Source organism: Actinomycetospora sp. (assembly GCF_036497585.1).
Lineage (GTDB): Bacteria > Actinomycetota > Actinomycetes > Mycobacteriales > Pseudonocardiaceae > Actinomycetospora.
This window is the reverse complement of record NZ_DASXJD010000276.1, coordinates 1-22,604: the sequence shown is the minus strand read 5'-3', so window position 1 is coordinate 22,604 and position 22,604 is coordinate 1. Positions and strand designations below refer to the sequence as shown.

The following is a 22,604-nucleotide window of genomic DNA, read 5'->3' as shown; positions in this document are numbered from 1 at the left end:
CACTCGTGCCCGCGAGCCCAGGAGGTGGTCGGGGTGTGGTGGGGCGTCCTCGTCGCGCTGCTGGGGGCGCTGTGCTCCGGGGTCGCGGCGGTGATGCAGGCCCTCGCGGCGCGCGCCGTGCCCGACGTCGGGCGGGGCGTGCACCTGCACCTGCTCCTCGACCTGGTCCGGCAGTGGCGGTTCTGGGTCGGCCTCGTGCTCGACCTCGCGAGCTTCGCCGCCACCTTCACCGCGCTGCGCGTCAGTCCGGTGTTCCTCGTCCAAGCCGCCACCTCGGCCAACCTCGCGGTCACGGCCCTGGTCGCGTGGCGGGTGCTGGGCACCCACCTGGGGCGGATCGAGAAGGTCGCAGTGGTGGCGGTGTGCGCCGGGCTGGTGCTGCTCGGACTGTTCTCCGGGCACCAGGGGCCCTCCCGCGGGGACACGCTGCTGCACGTCCTCATGCTGGTCGCGGTCGGAGTGCTCGCCGTCGCGGGCAGCTTCGCCGGCCGGCTTCCACGGCACACCGCCGGCGCGACGCTGGGGTTCCTGGCCGGCTGCGGCTTCGGGCTGACGAGCCTCGCGAGCCGCGTCGTCGACACGTCGTCGGTCGCCGCGCTGGCCACCGACCCGGCGACGTACGTGCTCCCCACCGCCGGCTTCCTCGCGTTCCTCTTCTACGCGACGGCGCTGCAGCGCGAGTCGGTGACGGCCGCGACCGCGGGCACCGTCGTCGGGCAGACCGTGTTCCCCGGGCTCATCGGGCTGATCGTGCTGGGTGACGAGGTGACCTCGGGCGCCCTGGCCCTCGTCGGGTTCCTCGTGACGATCATCGGGGCGCTCACCCTGGCCCGGTTCGGCGACGTCTCGGAGGACACCGCGACCGCGGAACCCGCCCGCTGAGGGCGGTCAGCCGCGGTCCGTGGTGGTGTGATCGTCGGGGGTGGGATCGGCCGCCTTCCGGTCGTCCTGCGGGTCCTGGTCCGCGGGGACAGTGTCCAGCGGCCGGTCGTCGGGGTCCTCGTCGGCGTTGCCCGGGCTCGTCATCTCCGGCCTCCTCGTCGAAGCTCGTCGGTGGGAAGCGCGGGGATTGACCGTTCCGGCACCCCGCCAACCCCGGCGCGGCGCGGCCGGCGGTGATGGGCCAGGATCACGGGTGTGACGTTCGACGACCCGGCCGTCGCCCAGGCCCGCACCGCGACCGATGCCCTCCGTGAGCTCGAGCGCTCCGGTCCCCTCCTCGCCGACCCCACGCTGCGACGGCGCTGGGCGGTCGACCTGCTCGACGAGCTGGCCTCCCTGGCCGACGCCCTCCCCGGCGCCGTCGAGGTGGCGACCGGGGACACCGGCCCGGACGACGTGACGACCCTCGCGGAGGAGCTCGCCGAGGCCATCCGGCGCCGCCGTGACGACCTCGGTGTGCCCGAGCGGGCGGCGGGCCCGGCCCTGCCCGCCGTCGGGAGCCCGGAGGGGCACTCCTCCCGCGGGCCGAAGCACCGCGCCCAGCGGCACCTGCGTCCGGTGCGCTGACCTGCGCTGTCTGTCGTTTGCTCGGCAGATTGGGCTGCTCGTCCGCTTCCGCTGTCCGAACACGTGTTCGATGCTGAGTGGGTGAGCGCGCCGGCCGAGGATCTGCCCGAGTGGCCCGAGGGGGTGCTCGAGGCGGAGCTGGCCGGGTTCGACGCCGCGGGCCGGGAGCCCGACGACGGGTGCGGGGGCTGGATCGACGACGCGCTCAGCGCCGAGATCGACGCCGAGCTCGACGCCGGCCAGCGGGACCGAGACCGCCACTGCGCCCACCCCGGCTGCCGCCGCCGCGCCCGCCGCTGCCAGGTCCACCACATCACCCATTGGGCCGACGGCGGGCCCACCGACCTCGCCAACACCGTGCTGCTCTGCAGCTACCACCACCTGATCCACCACAGCACCTGGCAGATCCACATGAACGACGGCCTGCCCTGGTTCACCCCACCCGCCCACATCGGCCCCCGACGAAAAACCCCGCCACAACCGACCCTGGCAGCTCGCCGAGCACGACCAGGCGGCCTGACCCGGCTCGCGACGTCGGGCGCGGCGGCGAGAGGATCGCCGTCGCGCCCGGCGCGACCCGACGGCGGGCCCTTCGAGAGGAGCGCGATGCCCGGCTTCCCGAGCGACTTCCTGTGGGGCAGCAGCACCGCCGCGCACCAGGTCGAGGGGGGCAACCACCACAACGACTGGTGGGACTGGGAGCACGACCCCGCGTCCCCCGCGGTCGAGTCCTCCGGCGACGCGATCGACCACCTCCACCGGTACGACGAGGACTTCGCCCTGCTCGCCTCGCTCGGGCAGAACGCGCACCGGCTCTCGCTGGAGTGGTCACGCATCGAACCGGCACCGGGCGAGTTCTCCCGGGTCGCGCTCGACCACTACGCCCGGGTGCTCGACAGCCTCGCCGACCACGGGCTGACCGGGTTCGTGACGCTGTACCACTTCACCCTGCCGCGCTGGTTCGCGGCGCGGGGCGGGTGGCTCGCCGACGACGCCCTCGAGATCTTCGGGCGCTTCGTCGAGCGGGTGTCCACGACCCTCGGGGACCGCATCCCCTACGCCTGCACGATCAACGAGCCGCAGATCGTCGCGCTCGGGAGCTACCTCAACGGAGAGTTCCCGCCCGGCCATCGCGACGTCGGCGAGGCGGTCGCCGTCAACGCGACGCTCGGCCAGGCGCACCGGACGGCCGTCGCCGCGCTGCGGGCGGGCCGCGGGGCGCCGCGGATCGGTACCTGCCTGCACCTGCCCTACCTCGAGCCGCTGCGGCCCGGCGACGAGGCCGACGAGGGCGCGGCCGCGATGGCCCGCGCGGTCATGGTGGACCACCACGTCGAGGACCTGCGGGCGGGCGGCGACGTCGGCGACTGGGTCGGGCTGCAGTACTACACGCGGACCCGGATGGACGCCTCGGGCGGCGAGCTCGACACCGCGCCGCCCCCGGCCGGCGCGGAGACCACGCTGATGGGCTGGGAGGTGTTCCCCGACGGGTTCGGCACGATGCTGCGCCGGGTCGCGGACACCGGGCTGCCCGTCGTCGTGACCGAGAACGGCATCGCGACCGCCGACGACGACCAGCGCGTGCGCTACCTGGCGAGCCACCTCGGCCAGGTGGAGCGGAAGCTGGCCGAGGGGGTCGACGTCCGCGGCTACCTCTACTGGTCCTCGTTCGACAACTTCGAGTGGGCCCGCGGGTACGCGCCGACGTTCGGGCTGGTCGAGGTGGACCGCGCCGACGGGTTCCGCCGCATCCCCCGCCGCAGTGCGGAACTGTTCGGCGAGGTGGCCCGCGCCGGGGACCTCGCGCCGCTGCGAGGCGCCGCGCCCAGACCCGCGTTTGGCGACGGCCCGCCTACCGGGTAGCTGCGCCGATGAGCGACGACCGACCTCTCGCCCTGGTCACGGGCGCCTCCCAGGGCGTCGGCGCCGAGCTGGGCACCGGGGTCTCGCTGACGTCCCTGATGCCCGGCCCGACCGCGACCGACTTCTTCCGCCGGGCGGGGAGCCTCTCGGAGAGCATCATGGGCCGGATGCCGAAGGACGATCCGGCGAAGATCGCCCGCCAGGGCTACGACGCGCTGGTGGCCGGCCGGACCGCCGTCGTCGGCGGCTCGCCGCTGGTCCAGGCGCAGGCCGCGACCGCCGGGGTGCTCCCCGACCAGGTCAAGGCCGCGCACCGACTGATCGCGCGGCCGCGGGGCTGAGCCGGGCCGCACCGGGAGGAGGAGGTCGTCGTGGAGCCCGAGGTGGGTCGTGACATGCACAAGGACGCGGAGTCGGTGTGGGAGGTGCTCGCCGACGGCTGGTTCTACCCGCTGTGGGTGGTGGGCGCGACGCACATGCGGGACGTCGACGCGGACTGGCCGGCGGTCGGCTCCCGCCTGCACCACAGTGTCGGGGTATGGCCCTTCCAGCTGCGCGACCACACCGAGGTCCTCGACGTCGACCCCGGCCGGCGCCTCGAGCTGCTGGCCCGGGCGTGGCCGGCCGGCACCGCGCACGTGCGGCTGACCCTCCAAGCGCGGGGCCCCGACAGCTGTCACGTGCGGATGTGGGAGGCGGCAGCCGACCGGCCCTGGCGCTGGATCCCGGACTGGGCGCAGGCCCCGGCGGTGCGGCCGCGCAACGCCGAGTGCCTCAGCCGACTCGCCGACATCGCCGAGCACCGGCGGCACGTCTGACCGCCTGGCAGGCTCCACGTGCCCTGCCCTCGGGAGAACCGGAGACGGTCATGAGCAAGTCGCACCCGCAGCAGTGGGCCATCGTGACCGATGACCACCGCCCGGACCCGGCCGCCGTCGCCGCGATCGCCGCCCTGCCCACCACGCAGCTCGCGGACTGCGGCGGGCCCGTTGCGGTGGTCGGTCCCGAGATCGCCCGGGTCGCCGGCGGCGGCGAGTTCTGCGGCCCCGCGCTCACGGTGTGGACGAAGCCCGGCGACATCCTCTACGTGCTCAAGGCCCCCGACCTCGCCCGCCCCGGCGACGTGCTCGTCGTCGACGGCGGCGGGCGCACCGACGCCGCGGTGCTCGGCGACATCGTCTCCGGCGTGCTGAGCCGGGCCGGCGTCGTCGGGACCCTCGTCGACGGGGCGATCCGCGACGTCGACGGGATCGACGAAGTCGGGACGCCGACTTTCGCCCGCGGCGCCCACCCCGCGACCGGCTCCAACGACGGTCCCGGCGCGATCAACGTGACGGTCCAGGTCGGCGGGGTGCTGGTCCGGCCCGGCGACGTGGTGCGCGGCGACGCGAGCGGCGTCGTCGTCGTTTCCCGCGAGCACCTCGACGAGGTCGCCGCGCTCGCTCGCGCCGTCGACGAACGCGAGACCGCGTGGCTGGAGACGATCCGGGGCGGGGCGACGCTCGCGGCCGCCCTCGGGATCGACGACGTCATCGCGCGCAAGCGCCAGGACGCCGGCGCAGAGCTGCCCTGAGCCGGCACCCGGCGCCGTCAGAAGTCGCGGGCGATCTCGTGCGGCATGCCCTGTGTGACCCGGCGCAGCTGGACGCGGCGGCTCAGGCGGATCGCCGGGCGGACGCCGAGCATGACGCTGCCGACGACGAACAGCGTCACCCCGAGGTTGAAGAGCGACTCCCAGTAGAAGGCCACGCTACCCACGGTGAAGGCCAGTGCGATGCCGATCTCGTTGGCGATGCTGATCAGCTCGTAGCGCTGCCGGAGGACGATCTCCTGGTCGCCGAGGGTCAGCGTGACGGCACCGCCGCCACCCTCCTCGGGGCCGTCGTCCTGGTCATCGGTGGTGGTCACCTCGCTCATGGCGCGCCTGCTACCCGAAACCGGACGGATCGCACACGCGAACGTCAGCGGTTGCGCGGCAGCAGCGGCCCGAGGGGACCGAGATCGAGGTTGAGGTCGTCCTGGGTGAGCCCGAACTGCTCGGTGAGCTCGTCCATCGCCTCCTGCAGGTGCATGAGCGCGGTGCCGAGGTCCTCCTCCTGCTGCTCGGTGACATCGCCGTTCTCGACGCGCCGGATGGCCTGGCGCTCCATGAGCTGGCGCAACAGCTCGACGATGGTGAGGACGAGCTTCATGAGGTCGCGCCGGACGGCGTCCTTGTCGATCTCCACCCGTGACGGGTCATCGGAGGCCATCGCGCTCCTGTCCGGCGAGCTCGCCGGGCGCCGGGGCAGGCGCGATCGAGGTGACGAGAGCCCGCAGCGACACCCGCACCAGGTCGACCCCGGCGAGCGAGATCGTGATGTCGCCGGTGAGCACCACCCCGCCCGCGAGGAGCCGGTCGAGCAGGTCGACCAGCGCCACCTCGCGATCGCCGAAGAGCGACGTCGAGCGTGGCTCGAGCGGGGCCGGCTGGACCTCGGCGCCCGTCACGACGCGCCCTCCAGCGCGGCGAACGAGTAGGGCACCCACGGCCCCGTGAGCTCGACCCGCACGCGCGGGTGGTCCGCCCAGGAAGCGACGAGCGAGGTGAGCGCGTCGGCCGCGGTGGTGTCGACGAGGTAGGCGCCGTTGAGGACCATGCGCTCCGGACGTCCGGTGAGCGACTGCTCCTGGGGACGGTGCCGTCGCGCGGCGACCGCGACCCCCCGCACCGCCTCGTCGAGCTCCTCGGCGTCGGCCTCGGCCCGCGACACCGCCTGGTCGCCCTCACGCAGCGCCTGCCGTCGGGCACGGAGGTACTCCGCGCCCGTCTTCGGGCGTTCCGCCGGGATGTCCCCACGCTCGCCCCCGGAGCGCATCGAGACCTTCACGCCCCACTCGGAGCGGCCGTCCAGCCGGTCCAGCACCGCGGTGAACGCGGCCACGCCGTCGGCGAGCAGCCCACGCACCCGGTCGTCGTCGAAGTAGACGGTGGCCAGCGAGAGCGGCGCGATCGTGCGACGACCGCCGACGGTGTCGACGACGTGGTGGTGCGCGCGCGCTGTCGCGGCGAGCCAGCCGAGGTCCTCGAGCCGGTCGTCGAGGGACAGTGCCTCGAACTCGTCGCGCGGGACGTCGCTGACCACGGCCTGCAGACCCCCGGCGACGACGAGCCGCGGGTCCCCCTCGCCGATGCCCGCGCCCGCGAGGTCGACGAGGTCGGCGTCGGTGAGGTCCCGCCCGACCGCGTAGACGTAGCTCAGCGCATCGCTCATCGCCGGCCCTCCGTGCCCCGGCCCTCCGTGCCCCGACCCCCCGGGCGCTGGGCGGGACGGCGGCGCGGGGCGGATCGACGGGAGCGGTCGCCGTTCCCGCGGCCCGCGGTCTCCGCCTCGGGCTCGGCGTCGTCCGGCTCGGGCTCGTCGTGGAGCTCGGCGTACTCGACCTCGTCGTCGAGGGGCTCGGCCTCCTCGTCGACCGGGTCGAGCTCCGCCTCCTCCTCGTCCCCGGCCCCGGGCAGTCCCCGGCGCTCCAGGGCCTCGAGGCGCTCGCGCAGCCGACGGTTCTCCTCCTCGAGCTCCTGGTGCCCCGAGGACAGGGTGGGATCGCGCTCCCACCAGTCGATCCCCATCTCCTTCGCGCGGTCGACCGACGCGACGACGAGCCGCAGCTTGATCGTCAGCAGCTCGATGTCGAGCAGGTTGATCTGGATGTCGCCGGCGATGACGATGCCCTTGTCGAGGACCCGTTCGAGGATGTCGGCGAGGTCGGTCCCGCTGTTGCGTGGCTGGGGCGCCGAGCCCTGCTGCTGCTGGCGGGTCGCGGGCATCGAGCCGGTCCAGCGGACCGGGTCACTCATGGGTTCTCCGTCCGTCCGGGGTGTGCGGGGACGCGGGAGACGGGGAGCGTCACTCGTCGTCGCCGCGCCCACGGTTGTAGCGCCGGGTCCGGCGGTAGCTGATGAGGTCGCCGTCGGCGTCCATCTCGACCTCGTAGCTCGCGAGCAGGTCGGTCGAGTCGGGGATGCGGCGGCTCTCGACGACCTCGAGCCCGACCGTCCAGCCGTCCTGCGACTTGTGGACGGAGGTCACGCTCTCGCTCTCCTTGCCGGTCATCTCCATGACCTGCTCGGCGGCCGCCCGCGCGATGGCCCGGGCCGTCATCTTCTTCGGGGGCGCCGGCTCGGGCTCCGGCTCGGGCTCGGGTTCCGGCTCGGGCTCGGGCTCCGGCACGGGTTCCGGCTCGTCCTCGAACTCGTCCTCGGGTTCCGGTTCGTCCGGCTCGGGCTCCGGGTCCTCGGTGCGCGCGCGGGACGCCCGGCGGGGCGAGCCGTCCCCGCTCGGTGCACGACGACGACGCGGCCGCTCCTGATCGGTCTCGGCGCGCCGCGGCGGTTCGGGCTCGTCCTCGGGTTCCGGCTCGGGCTCCTCGTCCGGCTCGGGCTCCGGGTCGGCGGCACGCGTGGCGGACCGGGACCCGCCGTCGCCGGAGGACCGGCGCCGTCGACGCGGGCGCTCCTGGTCCCTCGTGGCGGGCTCCGGCTCCTCGTCGGGCTCCGGCTCGTCCTCGAACTCGAGGTCGTCCTCGAACTCGTCGTCGGCTCCGGGTCCCGGCTCGGGCTCGTCGTCCCGGGAGCGTGAAGCACGCCGGGTCGACTGCGACGAGCCCTCACGGCGACGACGACGCGGGCGCTCCTGATCCGTCGTGGCGGGCTCCGGCTCGTCGTCGTGGTCGTCCTCGGACTCGAGGTCGTCCTCGGGCTCCCGCTCGGCGACGGGCGCGCGGGAGCCGCGCCGGCGCCGTGGGGAACCCTCCTCCGACGCCGCGGCGCGGCGACGACGCGGCCGCTCCTCGGCCGTGTCGTCGCCGGCGGCCGCAGGCTCGCGCTCGTCGTCGGGGTCGCGCCGCGACGGCTCCTCGTCGGAGCGGCGCACGCCGTTGGTGCGGCGTGCGCCGTTCGTCCGGGAGCCGTTGCGACGCCGCCGGTCGGAGTCGGCGAGCGGGTCGCGTCGACCGGAGGGGGTCACGGCGACCCTCCCCCACCGGACTCCCGGCCGGTGAGGCGCGCGAGGAGCTCGTCCTGCTGGGCGTCGCGCTCCTCCTCGGAGATCTCGCCGCGGTCGTACTGGGCGTCGAGGTCGTCGATCTGGGCGCGGATGACCGCCGGGTCGTTCATCTGGTGGTCGACCTGGTCCTCGATCTTCTCGGCCACCCACACCACGCCGCGGACCGGGGCCAGCGGCAGCAGCAGCAGTTCGCTGAACAGCCCCACGCTCAGCCGCCCTCCTCGTCCGGCGCCTCGTACTCGGGCAGGAAGTCGAAGCACGCGGTGGGGCCGAGCAGGCGGAGGTCGACCCGTCCCGACCAGGCGTCGCCGAGGTCGTCGACGGCGCGTTCGAAGTCGGTCCGGTGGTCGCGCCGGACCAGGAACGCGACGTGCACCGCCCCGTTCTCGCCGCCCACCTCCTTCACGACGGTGGCCCGTGCGTACCGCTCGAGAGCGTCGAGGACGGCGTTCGCGTCGTTCTCGCGCAACGTGTCCACGGCCTGCGAGATGGCCTCGCCCAGCTTGATGCGGTCGTAGTAGGAGGCGTCCTCGTCGACCCCGCGGATGCGCTCGCGCAGATCCTGGATCGCCGGGTTCTCCTCCACGATCCGGCCGAGCACGACGTCCTGCTCGTAGTCCCCGCGCAGGGAGAACTCCACGTAGTCCGCGATCTCGTCGAGAGCGCGCGCGAAGTAGTCCTGGTGCGGATCGAGCAGTTCCTCGCGGACCGCGTCGTCGTCACTCACGACGGCGCCGAAGCGCATCGGGAGGATCGGGGTCTCGGCCGCGATCGCGTTGAGCACCCGCTCGTGCGCGAGCAGGTCCTCCCGTTTCCCGAGCGGCCGGTCGGTGGAGATGTCGCTGACCACCGCCGCGATCGGGCCGGCGCTGACCAGCCCGAGCCCGTGCTCGGCGTCCTCGGACCCCGGCGGGACCGGCTCGAGGCCCTCGGGGATGCGCTGACCCGACCGCAGGATGCCGTACACGTACGACCCGATGTTCTCGGGCTGGGTCTCCTCCGTGGACTCCGTGGTCTCCGCGCTCATCGTTCCCTCTTCGCGCTCTGCCGCTCGCCGCGGACCTCGTCCCACTTCTCCTTGCCCGCGTCCAGGACGCCCTTGGTCTTGCCCTTCGCACCGCCCTGGGTGGCGCCCTCGGTCATCCCGCCGACCACCTGGCCGAGATCCTTGCCGCCCTTGGCGTGCAGGTCGAGCCGGTTGGTCGCCTCCGCGAAGCGGAGGTACGTGTCGACGCTCGCCACCACGATGCGGGCGTCGATGGTCAGGATCTCGATGCCGACCAGCGACACCTTGACGAACGCGTCGATGACGAGGCCCTTGTCGAGGATCAGGTCCAGAACCTCGGCCAGCCCGCCCTGGGGGTCCTTCTGGACCCCGCCGCCTTGCCGTTGACTGACGGTCACACCGCCTCCTCCGTGAAGCGACCCCGAGCCCCGGGCACGCGTGCGTGCCCGGGGCGGAGCCGTGACATCAGGCGTTCGCGCGCTCTGCTCGGCGCGCCCGCCTCCGGGCCGGTCGTCCGTTCGAACCGTCGGATTCGCCCGCGTCCTCGGCGTCCCCGGCGGCCTCGTTCTCGTCCTCGTCCTCGACGTCCTCCTCGAGGTCGTCGACGTCCTCCGCGCCCTCCTCGTCCTCGAACGGCTCCTCGACGTCCTCGTCGTCGACGTCGTCCTCGGCGACCGGCTCCTCGTCCTCGTCGAACTCGTCGTCGTAGCCCGCCTCGTCCTCGGCGGCCTCCTCGTCGTAGCCGTCCTCGTCGTCGTAGCCGCCCTCCTCGGCGGCCTGCTCCTCCTCAAGGGCCTCCTCGTGGGTGCGGACGACCTCGCTGTCACGGATCTCCCCGCGCCACCCGACGATCTCGTCGCGGTGGACCAGCGAATCCATCATCACGTGGCGGCAGAAGTGCTTGAACTCGAGCCGGGCGCGCCGCCCGACCGCCCGCCAGAGGTTCCCGGTCTTCTCGAAGAATCCCTGCGGGTAGTACTCCAGGATGAGCACGATCCGGGTGAGGTTCGGGGCCAATTCGCTGAAGGTGACGATTCCCGAGGCGTGACCCTTGGCGCCCGACGACGTCCACAGGATGTGCGAGTCGGGAATCTGCTCGACGATCGTGGTGTCCCACGTGCGGTGCGACAAGAAGACCTGCGCCTTCCACGTCACCTTCTCGTCGGAGCTCTGGTCGACGTTCTCGACCTTCTTCATGAAGCTCGGGAAATCAGCGAACTGCGTCCACTGGTCGTAGGCCAGCCGCAGCGGCACCCCGACGTCCTGGATCTCGAAGATGTTGAGGAACTTGAACTTGCCGCGGGCGCTCTTGTTGCCGCCCCCGCCCCCTCCGCCGCCGCCCGCCTCGTCGGAGTCCTCGTCGTCGTCACCGCCACCCATGCCGGGGATGACGTTGCCGAGGGCGCCGGTGACCTTGTCCTTGAGCGCCGAGGCGCCGGAGGACAGGGCCCCGCCGAGGGGGCTGCCGCCCTCGCCGCCCCCGGTGAGCGCACTCGAGAGGCCCTGGCCGCCGTTCTCGGCGACGTCCCCGAGCCGGTCGGTGAGCCCGTCGACCTGGTCGAGCGCCGCGCTCACGGCGCGGTCGATGAGGGTCTTGAGGAGGTCCTGCCCGGCCTCCTTGAGGCGGTCGACGGGCAGGGCGTCGAGAGGGGAGGAGGACTGTGCGGTCTGCGTCACGCTCCGTCACCCGCCTTCCTGGTGGTGCCGCTGCGTCGCGTGGACGTGCCCGACGACGAGCGGGTCCGGCCGGACGACCCGGAGCCCGACTGAGAGGCCTTGCTCCGCCCGCCCGAGGACGACGAGGTCGACCGCGAACCGGAGCCGGAGCTCGCCCGCTTCGTGGTCGAGCGCCCGCCCGAGCCCGAGCCGGAGGCCGTGCTGTTCGCGCCCGAGCTCGACGAGCCGGACGAGCCACCCGAGCTGCTGCTCGTGGCCCGACGGGCGCGCCGCGGCCGCTCCTGGTCGGTCGGCGCGGAGCTGCCGGAGCCGTTGCGCCCGGAGGACCGCGACGTCGTGCTGCTCCGGGTCGACCCGTTGCCGGATCGGCGGGAGCCGCCGCTCGACGAGGACGTCTCGTCCGCGCCACCGTCTTCGGCGTCGACCTCGTCGACGTCGTCGGCGTCGTCCACGAGCGCCGCGTCGTCCCCGAGGGGCTCCTCGAGGTCGCCCTCGTCGCCGCTCTCCTCGGGGGCCTCGGGCTCCGGCTCACGCTGCCTGCGCCCGCGGCCGACCTTGCTGCGCACCCCGCGGGTCGCGCCGCCGACGGTGCGGCCGGCGGCCCCGACCGTGGAGGTCGCGGCGCCGCCCGCGGCGGTGCCGGCCTTGCCCACGGTCTCGCCCGCGGTCCCGGCGGCCTCACCGGCCATGTTCGCCGCACCCGCGGCGGGCTTGCCGAAGTTCTCCACCCGGTCGACGAGCGAGTCGGTCAGCGACTCCATCCGCGAGCTGGCGACCGCGATCGCGGCGTCCTTGCCTGCCTCCATCAGCCGACCACGCACCGCGGCGTCGAGACGCTGGAGCTCCGGCGAGGCGTTCACGAGCTTCGTCGCCTGCCCCAGCAGCGCGGCGGGGTCGGTCGGGATCTTCGTTCCCGCGAGCGCGCCACCGAGCATGATCGCCAGTTTCATCTTCTTCGTGCGTCCCAGCAGATATCCGCCGACGACGGCGAGGGCCAGTTTCGCACCGCCCATGAGGCGCTACCCCGCTTCCTGGTCTTCGGCCACCCAGCCCGGGAAGCCTCGCGACACGGACCGCGCCCGTGCGTTGACCTGGTCTTTCCCTGGCCGGAATCCACCGCAAACAGAGGTCCGTAACTTTTCCGCGTCGATCGAGAACGCCTTGATCACGAATGATCATCCGCGTGCGACCCGCCGACCAGCGACATGATCGTATGCCCGGGCACAACTGACCCGATCGAGCCGAGAAAATTGTGCCGAGCGCTGCCCGAGAAACGTCCGGAAAGTGCACAGAAGGAGCGGCCGAATGCCGCGATGATCTGGACCGTGTGGGTGAACCAGATCACAAGGTTGCGTCTCAGTACGGGCGGGCGTCAACGCACGACGGCGCCGGCGAGCACGTCGGAGATGCTCCAGCCGGCGCCGTGGGGCGGTCGTCGCGGGTGAGGTCAGCCCGGGAGGGTCTCCCCGCCGAGGGGGGCGAGGACCTCGCCGCTGTAGTACGAGGACAGCCGGTCCGAGGCGAAGAAGACGAACGACGGCGCGATCTCGTCCGGGTCGGCGACGCGGCCGATCGGCGCCTGTGCGCCGAACGAGTCGACCTTGTCCTCCGGCATCGTCGCCGGGATCAGCGGCGTCCAGACCGGGCCGGGCGCCACGGCGTTCACGCGGATGCCGCGCGGGAGCAGGTTCTGCGACAGCGAGTAGGTCAGCGCGTGCACGCCCCCCTTGGCCGCCGAGTAGTCGATGAGCGACTTGTTGCCGCGCAGCCCGTTGACCGAGCCGGTGTTGATGATCGACGAGCCCTCACCGAGGTGGCGCAAGGCCTGCTTGGTGATCCAGAACATGCTGTGCAGGTTCACCGTCAGGGTGCGGTCCCACTGCTCGTCGGAGAGGTCCTCGAGGTCGGTGACCGGCTTCTGGGTGGCCGCGTTGTTGACGAGCAGGTCGAGGCCGCCGAGCTCGTCGGCGGCCCGGTCGACCATGCGCTTGCAGTGGTCGCGGTCGGCGACGTCACCGGGTAGCAGCACGCAGCGACGCCCGCGCTGCTCGACGAGCTTGCGGGTGTGGTTCGCGTCGTCGTCCTCGTCGAGGTAGCTCAGCGCCACGTCGGCGCCCTCCTCGGCGAACGCGACCGCGACCGCGCGCCCGATCCCGGAGTCGCCACCGGTGATGAGCGCCCGGCGCCCGGCGAGCAGGTCGCGCCCGACGTAGCCGACCATCTCGTCCCGGGGCTCCGGGTCCATGTGCCCGGTGCTGCCGGGATAGGTCTGGGTCTGCGGGGGCGGCTGCTCGGTCACGGGGAACCTCCAGGGTGGTGCGGGACGTGCCGCGACCGGGCCGCCCGGAGGTCCGGGCGGCCCGGTCGGCCGGGAACGACGGGGCCTACTTCTCCTTGGCGGACTCGCGCTCGGCCTCGTTGCGGGCCTGGCGCGCCTCCTCCTCCTTCTGGCGGGCCTTGTCCTCGGCACTCGCCTTGCTCTGCTGGGCCTGGCCCTCGCGGGCGACGGAGTCGGCGCCGGTCACGGCGCCCACGGCCTCCTTCACCCGGCCCTTGAGGTCCTCGGCGTTCGTGTCGTCGTTGCGCGTGTTCTCGGCCATCTCGGGCACGGCTCCTCTCGACGGGTGACTTCCGGTGCCGGACCGGCGGCTACCCGACGCGGCGACGCGCGGACACGTCCGTCTGGCCCGCACCGTCACCGGAACGGGTCGCCCGGGGAACGGCGCTACGCCGGACGCACCGTCACGGCGAGCGCGCGGTGGTCGGAGACCGGCAGCCGCCGGACCTCGCCGTCGCGGGCCTGCACGCTCCGTCCCAGCACGTGGTCGAGCTGGGCGCGGGGCTGCGGCGCCGGGAAGGTGGGGCCGCCGGCGAGCCCGGTCATCCCGCTCACCCACCGCGCGCGTCGCGGCCCGGTGTTGAGGTCGCCGGTCAGCACGAGCGGGCCCGGACCGACCTCGCCGTCGAGGGCGCGGACGAGGCGCCGCAGCTGCACCAGGTTCCAGCCGGGGATGAAGGACAGGTGCGTGGTGGCGACGGTGACCGGTCCCGCCTCCGTGGTGACGCGCGCGGCCACCGCGACCCGCGGCTCGTCGTGCACGACGACGGGGCGCAGCGGCCGGCCGACCAGCAGCGGCACCGGACGCGGCAGCGGCGGCACTCGGACCGCGTGCCACGCGAGCACCGGCAGCCGGGAGATCAGGGCCACGCCGTAGGCCGGCTCCCGCGGCGTCGGGGCGACGAGGGCCTCCATCCGCTCGGGTGCGGCGGCGGGCAACGCCGCGGTGGCGTCCGCGGCGGCCGCGCCGGGCCCGCCGACGCGGTCCTCGTCAGGCGCGGCCGACCACGCGCCCGGCGGGCCGACGAGGGCGGCCGCGAACCGGTGGTCCCGCGCCCCCATCGCCTCGGCCGCGATCTCGGCGAGGTCGGCCTCCCGGGAGCGTTCCTGGCCGCGGTCGACCTCCTGGAGGGCGAGCACGTCCGCGTCCAGGTCGCGGACGGCCGCGGCGAAGCGGTCGAGATCGACCCGGCCGTCGTCGGGGGAGCAGCCGTGCAGGACGTTCCACGTCACGAGGCGCACGGCCCCCGGGTTCCCGGAATGTCGCGCCGGGTACCGGACCCCGGTGATCGACGAACGCGCGGGCCAGCGGGAGGCACTCAAACGGGTGGCGGTCGCGCTCCTCGAGGGCGGCGTCCCGTTCGCCCTCGCCGGGGGATACGCCGCGTGGGCCTACGGCGCGCCCGAGCCCGAGCACGACGTCGACGTCGTCGTGGCCGAGGAGGCGGCGGGCAAGGCCGCCGAGGTCCTCGCCGCCGCCGGGCTCGACGTCGCCCACCCCCCCGAGGACTGGCTGTTCAAGGTGTACACCGACGGCGCGATGGTGGACGTGCTGCACCGCGTCTGCGGGCACCCGGTGGGCCCCGAGATGCTCGGGCGGGCGCTCGAGAAGGAGGTCCTCTCGGTCTGGATGCCGGTCAGCGAGGTCACCGACGTGCTGGTCGGCAAGCTGTGCGCGCTCAACGAGCAGCGCTGCGACCTCAACACCGTGCTCCCCGCGGCGCGGGCGGTCCGCGAGCAGGTCGACTGGGAACGCGCGGCCCGCGAGGTCGCCGGCAACGACGTCGCGGTCGCCTGCCTCTACCTGCTGCGCCGGCTCGGGGTGGTCCCGGCGGGACCGGCGGTCGAGGAGACGCTCACCGTTCCCGGCCCGTGACGCCCGCCGCCGCGGTCGGCTCCGAGCCCGCGCTCTCCCCCGCCTGGTCGGTCACGTGCGCCTCGGGGTGCGGCGGCGCGCGCAGCCCCTCGTAGACCGCCGGCTGGATGTCCCAGGTGTTGCTGTAGGACGTGCCGGGGAGGTCGAGGTAGCGCACCGTCACCTCGAAGTCGCTGCCGGCGAGGTCCTGACGCTTCAGCAGGTCGAGCTGGGCGTGCAGGTCGTCCCAGTAGCAGGTGAGCCGCGCGCCGGGGGCCAGCGACGTGAGCCCGATCGTGAACAGCGGGAGGTCCGAGATCACGACCCCGTCGGAGCTCTCGATCGGGCGGGAGAACGCGAAGGAGATGTGCTTCGCGGGCCCCTGCCCGACGTTCTCCACCGCGATCGAGAGCCCGTCGGAGTCGTGGTCGTACTCGTCGTGGACGGCCACGACCGGCCGTCCGGCGGCCAGGAACTCCTGGCGCACTTCGCGGACCGACTCGCGCGCCGCCCGCAGCTGGAAGTAGATCACCACGATGAACGCCGCGTAGAGCACCGGCGACATCACCTGGGCGATGTCGGTGATCCACGTGAGCACGCTCATCGCGGCGACCCCCTCCTCGATTCCCCCGGACTACGGCTTCAGCACGACCTTGATCGCGCCGTCGGCCTTGCGCTGGAAGATGTCGTAGCCGTGCGCGGCCTCGTCCAGCGGCAGGACGTGCGTCTCGAGGTCCTCGACGCCGAGCGGGTCGGAGTCGTCGGTGACCAGCGGCATGAGGTCCGGGATCCACCGCTTGACGTGGGCCTGCCCCATCGCCATGCGGATGCCCTTGTCGAACATCTTGAGCATGGGCAGCGGGTCGGCCTGGCCGCCGTAGACGCCGGAGAGCGAGACCACGCCGCCGCGCCGGACGGCGTCGACGCAGCCGATGAGCGCGGCGGTGCGGTCGACGCCGGCGATGGACATCAGCGGCGCCGCGATCGCGTCCGGCAGCTTGTTGACGATCTTCTGCGCGGCCTGCGGGATCGGCGAGCCGTGCGCCTCCATCCCGACGGCGTCGATGGCCGAGTCGGTGCCGCGCCCGTCGGTCAGGTCGCGCACCGCCGTCGTGACGTCCTGCACGCGGTTGGAGTCGATGACCTCCGCGCCGTGCCGCCGCGCCATGGCCAGGCGCTCGGGAATCGAGTCGACCGCGATCGTCCGATAGCCGAGGTGGTGGGCGATGCGGGCCGACATCTGCCCGATCGGGCCGAGCCCGAACACGAGGACGCTGCCGCCCTTGGGGATGTCGGCGAACGCCACGGCCTGCCAGGCCGTGGGCAGGACGTCGGAGAGGTAGAGGAAGCGCTCGTCGGCCGGGCCCTCGGGAACCTTGATGGGCCCGAACTGGGCCTGCGGCACGCGCAGGTACTCGGCCTGCCCGCCCGGCACCTGGCCGTAGAGCTTCGTGTAGCCGAAGAGCGAGGCGCCCATGCCCTGGTCGCGGTTCTGGGTGGTCTCGCACTGGGCGTTGAGCCCGCGCTCGCACATCCAGCAGTGCCCGCAGGAGATGTTGAACGGGATGACGACGCGGTCGCCGACCTCCAGATCGCCGGTCTCGGACCCGACCTCCTCGACGATCCCCATCGGCTCGTGCCCGAGGACGTCACCCTTGTCGAGGAACGGGCCGAGCACCTCGTAGAGGTGCAGGTCGGACCCACAGATCGCGGTGCTGGTGATGCGGACGATCGCGTCCGTCGGTGCCTGGATCGTCGGATCCGGAACCTCCTGGACGCGGACGTCGCCCGGGGCCTGCCACGTGAGTGCCTTCATGTCTGCTGCGTCTCCTCGATGCCGTGGTTCGGGTGCTCGGGCGGGCTCAGGCCGAGGGGGCGACCACGACGAAGTCGTCGGGCACCGGACGGCCGTCGAGGTGGGCGGCGAGCATCTCGTGCACGCCCTCGGCGATCCGGTCCTGCGCCTCGAGCGTCATGCCCGAGCAGTGGATGGTCATCGCCTCGGAGCCCTCGGGCAGCGAGCGCCACGGGTGGTCGGCCGGGGCGGGCTGGGGGTACCAGGTGTCGCCCGCGTAGCCCGCGAGGTGGCCGGACCCGATCACCTCGACCAGCGCGTCACGGTCGACGATCGCGCCGCGTGCGGTGTTGACCAGCCACGCGCCGGGCTTCATGGCCTTGAGCCGCTCCGGCCCGAACAGCGCCTGGCTGCCCTCCATGAGCGGCAGCGCGAGGCAGATGACGTCCGACTCGGCGACCAGGGTGTCGAGCCGGGCGTACCGCACGCCCAGCGAGGCCTCCTCGCCGGCGGACCGGCGGTGGTTGGCGTAGTAGAGCATCCGCACGTCGAAGCCCTTGAGGCGCAGCGCGGTGCGCGCGCCGATGGCCCCGAGCCCGACGATGCCGACGGTCTTGCCCTCGAGGTCGTGGGACGCGGCGGCGATCTTCGCGACGTCCCACCCGCCGTCGCGGGCCTCGGTGTGCGCCGGGACGAAGTTGCGCACCAGCGCGAGGATCTGGAGCACGTTGTGCTCGGCGACGCTCACGACGTTGCTGCCGGTCACCTCGGCGACGGTGACCCCGTGCGCCTTCGCGGCCTCGGGGTCGGTGTGGTCCGAGCCGATCCCGGCGGTGATCACCAGGCGCAGGTTCTCGGCCTTCTTGAGGCGGTCCTCGTCGAGGTAGACCGGCCAGAACGGCGTCGTGATCAGGACCTCCGCGTCGGTGAGCTCGCGGTCGAGCTCCTCGCCGGTGTCGGAGGTGGTGACCAGCGTGTGGCCCTGCCCCTCCAGGTAGGGGCGCAGCCCGAGGGCGTTGTCGGCGCTCGCGGGCACGTCGACGTCACCGTTCTGCGACGGCGGGTAGGACACGTAGACGACCTTCATGGGCGCGGCTACCCGAGGCCGGTCGCGCACGACACGTCCGCGGGGTCGCCCTCGTCCCCGGACCGGCCGTCCTCGCTCTGGCTGCTGGGGTCGGTGGGGTGGGTCGTCGCCGGGGGGTCGACGGTGGTCATGCGTGCTCCTGCGGACGCGGACGATCGCGGGCGTCGGCAGCGGCGCCCGTCACACGTCCGCGATCAGGCCCCGCCGAGCGCGGCGAGGAACGTCTCCGCCCAGAGCGCGACGTCGTGGTCGGCGACCTGGGCGCGCAGGGCCGCCATGCTCGCGTGGGCCCCGTCGTCGCCCGACCGCACGGCGGCCGCCGCCTCGGCGATCGCGTCCGCCACCCCGTCGAGGTCGTAGGGATTGATCATCCAGGCGTCGGAGAGCTCCTCGGCCGCGCCGGTGAACTCCGAGAGCACGAGGGCGCCGCTGTCGTCGGGCCGGGTCGCGACGTACTCCTTGGCCACCAGGTTCATGCCGTCGCGCAGCGGCGTCACGAGCATGACGTCCGCCGCGAGGTAGAGCGGCGCGAGCTCCGCGGGCGGCAGCGAGCGGTGCAGGTAGTGCACGACGGGACGGCCGAGGTCGGCGTGGTCGCCGTTGAGCCGCCCGACGGTGCGCTCGACCTCGTCGCGGGTGCGGCGGTAGGCGTCGACGCGCTCGCGGCTCGGCGTGGCCACCTGCACCAGCACCGTCGTGGCCGGGTCGAGCCGCCCGGCGTCGAGCAGCTCGCCGAACGCCTCGAGGCGCGCGCCGATGCCCTTGGTGTAGTCGAGCCGGTCGACACCGAGCAGCACCGTCTCCGGGTCCCCGAGCTCGGCGCGCAGCTCCGCTGCCCGCTCCGCCGTCGCCGGGTCGGCGCCGCGCTGCGCCAGGGTGGCGGACTCGACGGAGATCGGGAAGGCGCCGACGCGGGTGGTGCGACCGGCCAGCCGGACCTCGCCGGGGGCCTCGCGCACCCCGATGGGGCCGTCGTCGATCTCGGCGCCGCACAGCCGGCGCGCGAGCCAGCGGAAGTTGCGGGCCCCGCCCGGGGTGTGGAACCCGACGAGGTCGGCCCCGAGGAGGCCCTCGACGACCTCCGTGCGCCAGGGCAGCTGCAAGAAGAGCTCCACCGGCGGGAACGGGATGTGCAGGAAGAAGCCGATGCGCAGGTCGGGTCGGCGCTCGCGCAGCATCCGGGGCACGAGCTGGAGCTGGTAGTCCTGCACCCACACCGTCGCGCCCGGCGACGCGACCGCCGCGGCCGCGTCGGCGAACCGCTCGTTGACCCGGCGGTGGACCTCCCACCAGTCGCGGTCGTACACGGGGGCGGCGATGAGGTCGTGGTAGAGCGGCCACAGCGTCGCGTTGGCGGCGCCCTCGTAGTGGGCCGCGACCTCGTCGGTGGACAGCGGGACGGGGTGCAGGGTGACGTCCTCGCCGATCGCGGGGTCGGCGAACGGGTCGGGGGCGGCGTCGGGTACGCCGGGCCAGCCCACCCAGGCCGCTCGGCGCCCCCGGAGGGCGGGCGCGACGGCCGTGACCAGGCCCCCGGGCGCCGCCTGCCAGCGCTGCTCGCCGTCGTCGCCGGTCACGAGGTCCACGGGCAGGCGGTTGGCGACGACGACGACGTCCACGGTCGGGGAGCTCACGCCTGGTGCTACCCGTGACCCTGCGCGGTGGACACGTTCGACGCAGCCCGCCACCGGATATCCGCGAAAGGCCCGCTGTCCCACACCGACCCGACGAGAGGAGCTGCCCCCGTGGCGCTCTCCGACACCCTGCACCGTCTCGCGCGCCGCCTGCGCGGCGAGGACGGCCCCCTCGACGCCCCCGTCGCCGAGGAGCCCTCCGAGCAGGACGTCGGCCAGGACCCGGCGGTGCCGAGCAGCCGGGCGACCGGCGGGGGCCACGAGGACCACCCCGGTGACTCCGGCTCGATCACCGGCACCGGGGACACCGACGTCTTCGTCGGCCGGGCCGCCGGGCTCGACGAGGGGTACGCCGGGGAGACCGGGGCGGAGGCGCGCCGCGACGCCGAGCGCTGAGGCGCCCGAGGGCCTCGCGGCGGGGAATCCGACACGCTCTGCGGACGTGGGAGCATGGCCGCACGGCGCTCCGGACCCGAGCGATCGGAGGGACTCCGATGCCCGTCGTACGACTCGTCGCCGTGGCCCGCCGTGCCCTGTTCGACGAGCCGTGCGCGGTGCTCTCCGACGACCGTGACCTCCCCACCCTGATGTCGGTACCCCTGGGACCGGGCGACGCCCCGAGCCTCGCGCGCGTGCTCGACCCCTGGCTCGGTCTGCCGCCGGAGCGGGAGGTCACCATCGACCTCGTCGCCGGGTTCGACGGGAGCCTGCACGCCGTGGTCACGCCGGTCGGGTCGGGCGGGGACCCGGCCCCGCCCGGCGACGACGGCCGCGACACCCCGGTCGTCGACGCGCTGACGCTCTCCCACCGCGCGCGCCTGCCCATCCGCGTCGCCGCGGGGGTGCTCGAGGAGCACCGGGTGGAACCGTGCGACATCGACCGGGTCGTCCCCATCGCCGACCGGCCGCCGCTGGTCCCCACCGTGGAGCAGCAGCGGCGGCTCACCCGCGCCTTCTCCGAGCTGGAGCACCCCGACCCGGGCGGTGGTGACCTCCCCCGACCGTGACACGGGTGGTTCGTCCGGGGGACCTCGCGGGGTGGCCTAGAGTGTCGGGGTCCCGTTTCACCAGCGAGACGGACGTCCCGACAGTCGTGAGAGCACCCGGGGGCGGCCGATGGCAGCGCAGGACGTGGAGCAGTTCGGTGGGGTGCTCGAGCCGGGCACCGCCGGTCTGACCGACGCCCTGAGCGCCGACGGCGACGTCCTCGAGCGCACGGTGCGCTGCATCGTCCGCTCGGCCGCGTCCGTCCCCGGCGCCGACCACGTCGGGTTCGCCCTCGCCCCGCGCGGGATCCTCGACCCGCGGCCCACCGACGATCCCGTCGCCGCGGACCTCGACGCCGCACAGACCGCCGCGGGCGAGGGTCCCGGGGTGGAGGCCGCCGCGGGTGCCGGGATCGTCGCGGTGCCCGAGCTCGCGGCCGTCCCCCGCTGGGCCCGCCTGGCCGAGGCCGCCGCCCGCCACGACGTCCGCGGCGTGCTCGCGCTCGCCCTCACCGCCCACGACGGCGTCCTGGGTGTCCTCACGCTCTACAGCCGCTCGGTCATCGGGCCCCGCGGCCGTGCGGTGGCGGAGGCGCTCGGGGGGCAGGCCACCGTCGCGTTGTTCGGGGCGCAGCGCATCGCGGGGCTCGCCCGCGCGGTGACCTCCCGCGACGTCATCGGTCGGGCGAAGGGCATCCTCATGCAGCGCGACGGGGTCGATGACGACACCGCGTTCGCGATGCTGGTCGAGGCCTCGCAGACCACCAACATCAAGCTCGTCGACGTCGCGCTCTGGCTCGTCGAGCAGGCCGCCGCCGACGCCGCCACGGCCGCCGCGCCGGACCGCGTCATGCCGCCGAACCGGCAGCGCTCGGGCCGCGGCGAGCCCCGCCGCTAGGGCCGGTCCCGCCGCGCCCTACGCGCCGCCGGCCTCGCCGTTGCCGATCCCCGCCCGCCGCCGGTAGGACTCGACGAACGCCGGCAGCGCCGGCCCCCGCGGCCGCCGGCCCGCGACGACGTCGCAGGTCCCCGTCTTCGTGTCCATGATGTGGACGTTGGGGTCCAGGGAGATGCCGATGATCTCGTTCGCGGCGTCCCCGGTGACCAGGCCGTTCGGGCCCCAGTGCCACGGCAGGCCCACCTGGTGCACGGAGCGCCCGTCGATGTGCAGGGGCTTCATCCGTTCGGTGACCACCACGCGCGCCTCGATCGCCGAGCGGGCGGTGACGATCGTCGCCCACCCGGTGTGCTCCAGGCCCCGCAGCGCCGCGAGCCCCGGGGACACCTCGACGAACATCTCCGGCGCCAGCTCGGCGAGGTAGGGCGTCCACCGGCTCATGCCCCCGGCGGTGTGGTGCTCGGCGACGCGGAACGTCGTGAACGCGAACGGGTAGACCTCCGAGCCCGGCTCGTGGTCCGGGGGGTTGTAGCGGTTGTCGGGCCGGTCGAAACGCTGCCGGGCCGGGTTGGCCCGGGACCCGGGATGCAGCACGTTGCGGCTCGGCGCCTCCTCCGGTTCGTAGTGCACCGGGAGCGGTCCGTCGGCCAGGCCGGTGGGGACGTAGAGCCATGCGCGGCCGTCGGCCTGCATGATGAACGGCTCGTCCCCGCCGATCGCGTCCTGCGCCGTCGCGTCCTCCGGTGGCCGGTAGGACGGCGGCTTGTGCTCCTCGAAGTCGGGCACGTCGTGCCCCGTCCAGTGCTGCGCGTCCTCGTCCCACCAGACGTAGGCCTTGCGCTCGCTCCACGGCCGGCCCTCGGGGTCGGCCGAGGCCCGGTTGTAGAGCACGCGCCGGTTCATCGGCCACG

The 22,604-nt window shown here is 73.9% G+C and carries 30 protein-coding genes and 1 pseudogene; 10 read left to right on the top strand and 21 right to left on the bottom strand.

Going from position 1 to position 22,604, the window contains the following annotated elements:
* Nucleotides 1-882 (top strand): hypothetical protein (locus VGH76_RS27725; RefSeq protein ID WP_331559992.1); only part of this gene is annotated, 882 nt, incomplete at its 5' end.
* Between the two features lie 6 nt (nt 883-888).
* On the opposite strand, the gene VGH76_RS27720 is transcribed toward VGH76_RS27725, so the two are convergent.
* Nucleotides 889-1,026, bottom strand: coding sequence for a hypothetical protein (locus VGH76_RS27720; RefSeq protein ID WP_331559991.1), 138 nt, complete (start codon nt 1,024-1,026; stop codon nt 889-891).
* 111 nt (nt 1,027-1,137) lie between these two features.
* Between VGH76_RS27720 and VGH76_RS27715 the strand changes: the two genes are divergently transcribed.
* From VGH76_RS27715 to VGH76_RS27695, 5 genes are all read left to right on the top strand, one after another.
* Nucleotides 1,138-1,509: a hypothetical protein gene (locus tag VGH76_RS27715; protein WP_331559990.1), complete on the top strand. Its 372-nt coding sequence runs from the start codon at nt 1,138-1,140 to the stop codon at nt 1,507-1,509.
* Between the two features lie 81 nt (nt 1,510-1,590).
* Nucleotides 1,591-3,372 carry a family 1 glycosylhydrolase gene (locus tag VGH76_RS27710; RefSeq protein WP_331559989.1) on the top strand — a complete coding sequence of 594 codons (1,782 nt, stop codon included), beginning with the start codon at nt 1,591-1,593 and terminating at the stop codon, nt 3,370-3,372.
* 8 nt (nt 3,373-3,380) lie between these two features.
* The gene (locus tag VGH76_RS27705) at nt 3,381-3,713 is read left to right on the top strand and encodes a hypothetical protein (RefSeq protein ID WP_331559988.1); all 333 of its coding nucleotides are present in this window, start codon (nt 3,381-3,383) and stop codon (nt 3,711-3,713) included.
* A 30-nt stretch (nt 3,714-3,743) separates the two neighbouring features.
* A complete protein-coding gene (locus tag VGH76_RS27700; protein WP_331559987.1) occupies nt 3,744-4,190 on the top strand; it encodes an SRPBCC family protein in 447 nt (148 codons plus the stop codon).
* A gap of 50 nt (nt 4,191-4,240) precedes the next feature.
* Complete coding sequence (locus VGH76_RS27695) at nt 4,241-4,945, top strand: dimethylmenaquinone methyltransferase (RefSeq protein WP_331559986.1); 705 nt, start codon at nt 4,241-4,243, stop codon at nt 4,943-4,945.
* A 17-nt stretch (nt 4,946-4,962) separates the two neighbouring features.
* On the opposite strand, the gene VGH76_RS27690 is transcribed toward VGH76_RS27695, so the two are convergent.
* The 14 genes and pseudogenes from VGH76_RS27690 to VGH76_RS27625 form a co-directional block, all read right to left on the bottom strand.
* The gene (locus tag VGH76_RS27690; protein WP_331559985.1) at nt 4,963-5,289 is read right to left on the bottom strand and encodes a YrhK family protein; all 327 of its coding nucleotides are present in this window, start codon (nt 5,287-5,289) and stop codon (nt 4,963-4,965) included.
* Nucleotides 5,290-5,333: 44 nt separating this feature from the next.
* Nucleotides 5,334-5,624 carry a gas vesicle protein K gene (locus tag VGH76_RS27685; RefSeq protein WP_331559984.1) on the bottom strand — a complete coding sequence of 97 codons (291 nt, stop codon included), beginning with the start codon at nt 5,622-5,624 and terminating at the stop codon, nt 5,334-5,336.
* On the bottom strand, nt 5,611-5,862 hold the full coding sequence (locus tag VGH76_RS27680; RefSeq protein WP_331559983.1) for a gas vesicle protein: 252 nt from the start codon (nt 5,860-5,862) through the stop codon (nt 5,611-5,613). Before VGH76_RS27680 ends, VGH76_RS27685 begins: the two co-directional genes overlap by 14 nt.
* Nucleotides 5,859-6,626, bottom strand: a complete 768-nt coding sequence (locus tag VGH76_RS27675) for a GvpL/GvpF family gas vesicle protein (protein WP_331559982.1) — start codon at nt 6,624-6,626, stop codon at nt 5,859-5,861. The genes VGH76_RS27680 and VGH76_RS27675 overlap by 4 nt, the downstream gene beginning before the upstream one ends.
* Nucleotides 6,627-6,841: 215 nt before the next feature.
* Nucleotides 6,842-7,180 (bottom strand): annotated as a pseudogene (locus VGH76_RS27670) (gas vesicle protein); the annotation flags it as partial.
* 79 nt (nt 7,181-7,259) lie between these two features.
* Nucleotides 7,260-8,378 (bottom strand): gas vesicle protein GvpO, encoded by a 1,119-nt coding sequence (gvpO, locus tag VGH76_RS27665; protein WP_331559981.1) that lies wholly within the window; start codon nt 8,376-8,378, stop codon nt 7,260-7,262.
* The gene (locus VGH76_RS27660; protein ID WP_331559980.1) at nt 8,375-8,623 is read right to left on the bottom strand and encodes a gas vesicle protein GvpG; all 249 of its coding nucleotides are present in this window, start codon (nt 8,621-8,623) and stop codon (nt 8,375-8,377) included. Before VGH76_RS27660 ends, gvpO begins: the two co-directional genes overlap by 4 nt.
* Before the next feature lie 2 nt (nt 8,624-8,625).
* Nucleotides 8,626-9,444, bottom strand: coding sequence for a GvpL/GvpF family gas vesicle protein (locus tag VGH76_RS27655; protein WP_331559979.1), 819 nt, complete (start codon nt 9,442-9,444; stop codon nt 8,626-8,628).
* On the bottom strand, nt 9,441-9,821 hold the full coding sequence (gene gvpJ / locus VGH76_RS27650) for a gas vesicle protein GvpJ (protein WP_331559978.1): 381 nt from the start codon (nt 9,819-9,821) through the stop codon (nt 9,441-9,443). Before gvpJ ends, VGH76_RS27655 begins: the two co-directional genes overlap by 4 nt.
* A 67-nt stretch (nt 9,822-9,888) precedes the next feature.
* On the bottom strand, nt 9,889-11,100 hold the full coding sequence (locus VGH76_RS27645) for an SRPBCC family protein (RefSeq protein ID WP_331559977.1): 1,212 nt from the start codon (nt 11,098-11,100) through the stop codon (nt 9,889-9,891).
* A complete protein-coding gene (locus VGH76_RS27640) occupies nt 11,097-12,113 on the bottom strand; it encodes a hypothetical protein (protein WP_331559976.1) in 1,017 nt (338 codons plus the stop codon). Before VGH76_RS27640 ends, VGH76_RS27645 begins: the two co-directional genes overlap by 4 nt.
* Nucleotides 12,114-12,547: 434 nt before the next feature.
* Entirely contained in the window at nt 12,548-13,345 is a 798-nt protein-coding gene (locus VGH76_RS27635; RefSeq protein ID WP_331559993.1) for an SDR family oxidoreductase, read from the bottom strand.
* 139 nt (nt 13,346-13,484) lie between these two features.
* The gene (locus VGH76_RS27630) at nt 13,485-13,700 is read right to left on the bottom strand and encodes a CsbD family protein (protein ID WP_331559975.1); all 216 of its coding nucleotides are present in this window, start codon (nt 13,698-13,700) and stop codon (nt 13,485-13,487) included.
* 125 nt (nt 13,701-13,825) lie between these two features.
* Nucleotides 13,826-14,680 carry an endonuclease/exonuclease/phosphatase family protein gene (locus VGH76_RS27625; RefSeq protein ID WP_331559974.1) on the bottom strand — a complete coding sequence of 285 codons (855 nt, stop codon included), beginning with the start codon at nt 14,678-14,680 and terminating at the stop codon, nt 13,826-13,828.
* A gap of 43 nt (nt 14,681-14,723) precedes the next feature.
* Between VGH76_RS27625 and VGH76_RS27620 the strand changes: the two genes are divergently transcribed.
* On the top strand, nt 14,724-15,314 hold the full coding sequence (locus tag VGH76_RS27620) for a hypothetical protein (RefSeq protein WP_331559973.1): 591 nt from the start codon (nt 14,724-14,726) through the stop codon (nt 15,312-15,314).
* Here the strand turns inward: VGH76_RS27620 and VGH76_RS27615 are convergent.
* The 5 genes from VGH76_RS27615 to VGH76_RS27595 all read right to left on the bottom strand — a co-directional run bounded on the left by VGH76_RS27615 (nt 15,295) and on the right by VGH76_RS27595 (nt 19,809).
* Nucleotides 15,295-15,897, bottom strand: a complete 603-nt coding sequence (locus VGH76_RS27615) for a hypothetical protein (protein WP_331559972.1) — start codon at nt 15,895-15,897, stop codon at nt 15,295-15,297. The two genes, VGH76_RS27620 and VGH76_RS27615, sit on opposite strands and share 20 nt — an antisense overlap.
* 30 nt (nt 15,898-15,927) lie before the next feature.
* A complete protein-coding gene (locus VGH76_RS27610; RefSeq protein ID WP_331559971.1) occupies nt 15,928-17,109 on the bottom strand; it encodes a zinc-dependent alcohol dehydrogenase in 1,182 nt (393 codons plus the stop codon).
* 46 nt (nt 17,110-17,155) lie between these two features.
* Nucleotides 17,156-18,175: an NAD-dependent formate dehydrogenase gene (locus tag VGH76_RS27605; RefSeq protein WP_331559970.1), complete on the bottom strand. Its 1,020-nt coding sequence runs from the start codon at nt 18,173-18,175 to the stop codon at nt 17,156-17,158.
* A gap of 8 nt (nt 18,176-18,183) precedes the next feature.
* On the bottom strand, nt 18,184-18,306 hold the full coding sequence (locus VGH76_RS27600) for a hypothetical protein (RefSeq protein ID WP_331559969.1): 123 nt from the start codon (nt 18,304-18,306) through the stop codon (nt 18,184-18,186).
* 63 nt (nt 18,307-18,369) lie between these two features.
* The gene (locus VGH76_RS27595; RefSeq protein ID WP_331559968.1) at nt 18,370-19,809 is read right to left on the bottom strand and encodes a trehalose-6-phosphate synthase; all 1,440 of its coding nucleotides are present in this window, start codon (nt 19,807-19,809) and stop codon (nt 18,370-18,372) included.
* 111 nt (nt 19,810-19,920) lie between these two features.
* Here VGH76_RS27595 and VGH76_RS27590 point away from each other — a divergent pair, with 111 nt between their 5' ends.
* The 3 genes from VGH76_RS27590 (at nt 19,921) to VGH76_RS27580 (ending at nt 21,693) form a co-directional block, all read left to right on the top strand.
* Nucleotides 19,921-20,205 carry a hypothetical protein gene (locus VGH76_RS27590; RefSeq protein WP_331559967.1) on the top strand — a complete coding sequence of 95 codons (285 nt, stop codon included), beginning with the start codon at nt 19,921-19,923 and terminating at the stop codon, nt 20,203-20,205.
* 98 nt (nt 20,206-20,303) lie between these two features.
* On the top strand, nt 20,304-20,816 hold the full coding sequence (locus tag VGH76_RS27585) for a hypothetical protein (protein WP_331559966.1): 513 nt from the start codon (nt 20,304-20,306) through the stop codon (nt 20,814-20,816).
* 109 nt (nt 20,817-20,925) lie between these two features.
* Nucleotides 20,926-21,693, top strand: a complete 768-nt coding sequence (locus VGH76_RS27580) for a GAF and ANTAR domain-containing protein (RefSeq protein ID WP_331559965.1) — start codon at nt 20,926-20,928, stop codon at nt 21,691-21,693.
* Nucleotides 21,694-21,711: 18 nt separating this feature from the next.
* Here VGH76_RS27580 and VGH76_RS27575 read toward each other — a convergent pair.
* Nucleotides 21,712-22,604, bottom strand: an 893-nt coding sequence (locus VGH76_RS27575) for a molybdopterin dinucleotide binding domain-containing protein (RefSeq protein WP_331559964.1), incomplete at its 5' end; no start/stop codon positions are given.